Origin of the sequence: Mesorhizobium sp. M7A.F.Ca.AU.001.01.1.1 (assembly GCF_004022735.1) — a bacterium.
Taxonomy (GTDB): domain Bacteria; phylum Pseudomonadota; class Alphaproteobacteria; order Rhizobiales; family Rhizobiaceae; genus Mesorhizobium; species Mesorhizobium ciceri.
Genome location: NZ_RZPF01000653.1, coordinates 1 through 3736, shown reverse-complemented (window position 1 = coordinate 3736; position 3736 = coordinate 1). Strand labels below are relative to the sequence as shown.

2 protein-coding genes and 1 pseudogene are annotated in these 3736 nt (G+C 63.7%); all 3 read left to right on the top strand.

Annotated elements, in window-relative coordinates; translation table 11 throughout:
- Positions 1–155 precede the first annotated feature (155 nt).
- On the top strand, positions 156–2762 hold the full coding sequence (clpB, locus tag EN884_RS29125) for an ATP-dependent chaperone ClpB (RefSeq protein WP_063169066.1): 2607 nt from the start codon (positions 156–158) through the stop codon (positions 2760–2762).
- Between the two features lie 59 nt (positions 2763–2821).
- Complete coding sequence (locus tag EN884_RS29120) at positions 2822–3187, top strand: MmcQ/YjbR family DNA-binding protein (protein WP_013529465.1); 366 nt, start codon at positions 2822–2824, stop codon at positions 3185–3187.
- 150 nt (positions 3188–3337) lie between these two features.
- Positions 3338–3736 (top strand): annotated as a pseudogene (locus tag EN884_RS29115) (hypothetical protein); the annotation flags it as partial.

The window sequence follows — 3736 nt, the reverse complement described above, 5'->3', positions numbered from 1 at the left end:
GTGCAATATTATGTGGTTGCCGATATCGGGACGTCTTGAGGGTTCAGCGCCTGTGCACCATATCAGCCTCAACTGGACCCGGCTCGAATGAGCGGGTCCGTCACCGCAATCGGATCCGGTGCCGCAAAGCGGGCCGGTGATGGAAGGAGACAGATATGAACCTTGAGAAATACTCAGAGCGCGTGCGCGGCTTTATCCAGTCCGCGCAGACCATGGCGCTTTCCCGCAACCACCAGCAATTCACCCCTGAACATATCCTGAAAGTGCTCGTCGACGACGACGAGGGCTTGGCCGCGTCGCTGATCGAACGCGCCGGCGGCAACATCCGCGACGTCAAGCTTGGCGTCGAGACGGCGCTCGAAGCGATGCCCAAGGTCGAGGGCGGCAATGGCCAGCTCTATCTGGCCCAGCCGCTGGCGAAAGTGTTTTCGACCGCCGAGGAACTGGCCAAGAAAGCCGGCGACAGTTTTGTCACGGTCGAGCGGCTCTTGCAGGCGCTCGCCATGGAAAAGTCGGCCAAGACCGCCGACATATTGGCCAAGGCCGGCGTCACCGCGCAGGCGCTCAACCAGGTCATCAACGATGTCCGCAAGGGCCGCACCGCCGATTCGGCGAGTGCCGAACAGGGCTACGACGCGCTGAAGAAATACGCGCGCGACCTGACTGCGGATGCCCGTGCCGGCAAGCTGGACCCCGTGATCGGCCGTGACGACGAGATCCGCCGCACCATCCAGGTGCTGTCGCGCCGCACCAAGAACAATCCGGTGCTGATCGGCGAACCCGGCGTCGGCAAGACGGCGATCGCCGAAGGCCTGGCACTGCGCATCGTCAATGGCGACGTACCGGAATCGCTGAAGGACAAGCAGCTGATGGCGCTCGACATGGGCGCGCTGATTGCCGGCGCCAAATATCGCGGCGAGTTCGAGGAGCGGCTGAAGGCCGTGCTCTCCGAAGTCACCTCGGCCAGCGGCAACATCATCCTGTTCATCGACGAGATGCACACGCTGGTCGGCGCCGGCAAGGCGGATGGCGCCATGGATGCGTCCAACCTGTTGAAGCCGGCGCTGGCGCGCGGCGAGCTGCACTGCGTCGGCGCCACCACGCTCGACGAGTATCGCAAGCATGTCGAGAAGGATGCAGCCCTTGCCCGGCGCTTCCAGCCGGTTTTCGTCGACGAGCCGACGGTGGAAGACACCGTTTCGATCCTGCGCGGCCTGAAGGAGAAATACGAGCAGCACCACAAGGTGCGCATTTCGGATTCAGCGCTGGTGGCGGCGGCGACGCTGTCCAACCGCTACATCGCCGATCGCTTCCTGCCGGACAAGGCGATCGACCTGGTCGACGAAGCCGCATCGCGGCTGCGCATGCAGGTCGATTCCAAGCCCGAGGCGCTGGACGAGATCGATCGCCGCATCATGCAGCTCAAGATCGAGCGCGAGGCGCTGAAGGTCGAGACGGACGATGCTTCGAAGGACCGGCTCGCCCGCCTGGAAAAGGAACTCGTCGGCCTTGAGGAGGAATCGACCGAGATCACCGCCAAGTGGCAGGCCGAGAAGCAGAAGCTCGGGCTCGCCGCCGACCTGAAGAAGCAGCTCGACGAGGCGCGCAACGACCTTGCCATTGCTCAGCGCAAGGGTGAATTCCAGCGCGCCGGCGAGCTTGCCTATGGCAAGATTCCGGAATTGGAAAAGAAGCTGAAGGAGGCCGAGGCCCAGGACGGCAAAGCCGGCATGGTCGAAGAGGTGGTTACCCCCGACCACGTCGCCCATATCGTCTCGCGCTGGACCGGCATTCCGGTCGACAAGATGCTGCAGGGCGAGCGCGACAAGCTGCTGCGCATGGAAGACGAGATCGGCAAGCGCGTCGTTGGCCAGGGCGAGGCGGTGCAAGCTGTGTCGAAAGCGGTGCGGCGCGCCCGCGCGGGCCTGCAGGATCCGAACCGGCCGATCGGCTCGTTCATGTTCCTCGGACCGACGGGTGTCGGCAAGACCGAGCTGACCAAGGCGCTGGCGAGCTTTCTGTTCGACGACGAGAGCGCCATGGTGCGCATCGATATGTCGGAGTTCATGGAAAAGCACTCGGTCGCCCGGCTGATCGGCGCGCCTCCCGGCTATGTCGGCTATGAGGAAGGCGGCGCGCTGACCGAAGCGGTGCGGCGCCGGCCCTATCAGGTCGTGCTGTTCGACGAGATCGAGAAGGCGCATCCGGATGTGTTCAACGTGCTTTTGCAGGTGCTCGACGACGGCCGCCTGACCGACGGCCAGGGCCGCACGGTCGACTTCCGCAACACGCTGATCATCATGACGTCGAACCTCGGCGCCGAATATCTCGTCAACCTCACCGAGGACCAGGATGTCGATCTGGTGCGCGACGAGGTGATGAACGTCGTCAGGGCATCGTTCCGGCCGGAGTTCCTCAACCGCGTCGACGAGGTGATCCTGTTCCACCGGCTGCGCCGGCAGGATATGGGCCGCATCGTCGAGATCCAGCTCAAGCGGCTCGAGAGCCTGCTTGTCGACCGCAAGATCACGCTATCGCTGGACCAGGAGGCGGTGGATTGGCTGGCGGCCAAGGGCTACGACCCGGCCTATGGCGCGCGGCCGCTGAAGCGGGTGATGCAGAAGGAATTGCAGGACCCACTGGCGGAGAAGATCCTGCTCGGCGACATCCTCGACGGCTCGACCGTCAAGGTGACAGCCGGTTCCGACCGGCTGAATTTCCGCTCCAAACCGACGATCGTCGCGGCGGAAGCGGCAGCCTGATCCTGCGCCGCGCGTCCTTCCTGGACGCGCGGCGTTTTCATATAAAACGTGGGGTGGGGATGACACTGGACGACTACAACAGCTTCTGCGACTCGCTGCCTTCGACGACCCATGTCGTCCAGTGGGGTGGCGCCCATGTTTGGAAGGTGGGGGCCAAGGTCTTCGCGATCGGCGGCTGGGACGATGGCCAGCAGCTCTTCGTCACCTTCAAATGTTCCGATATCGCCTATGATGTGCTCAAGGAACAGCCGGGGCTACGGCCCGCACCCTATCTTGCCTCGCGCGGCATGACATGGATCCAGCGTCGGACAAGCCAGAGCATGGATGATGCCGCGCTGAAGGACTATCTGCGCGAGAGCCATCGCCTTGTCGCCCTGAAGCTTACCAGGCAGGCGCGCAAGGAATTGGGACTTGCCGAAAGCTAGCCTATATTCCTTGAGGCGCCGGAAAACCGCCATCTTCATGCCCGGTTCATGTTGGAACCATAGGATGGTGTAACTGGTTTGCTGGCGAAGGGGTTCGCCAGAAGACAATGCCGGCGGCGGCAAATTTACGGACCGGAGAATTTGGCCACCATGTTCCGCACGATCTTTGCCCTCTCGGCGCTAGCCGCCGGGCTTGTGTCTTCCGGGGCGTTCGCCGCGCCGACGACGGACAATGCGCCAAGGGTTGTCCGCGCTGCCGATACCGGGGGCATCCTTGTCGCCCAGGACGGTAATCTCGACATCTACTACGACGCCAGGGGCAACCGCGTGATCGTCGATGCCGATACCGGCAAGGTCATCGCCATCCAGCCGCCGCAGACCCGGCTCGACCGCCGCGCCTTGCGCCGCGAGACACGACTGCGCGAACTGGGCCGCGCCCCCGAAGGCGACGACCGCTACTATCTCGACGATCCGGAAGACATGGCGCGGTTCCGGCGCAAGCAGTTGGAAGAGGAAGGCCGCGTTATCCCGCCGCCGGCAGATGAGTAC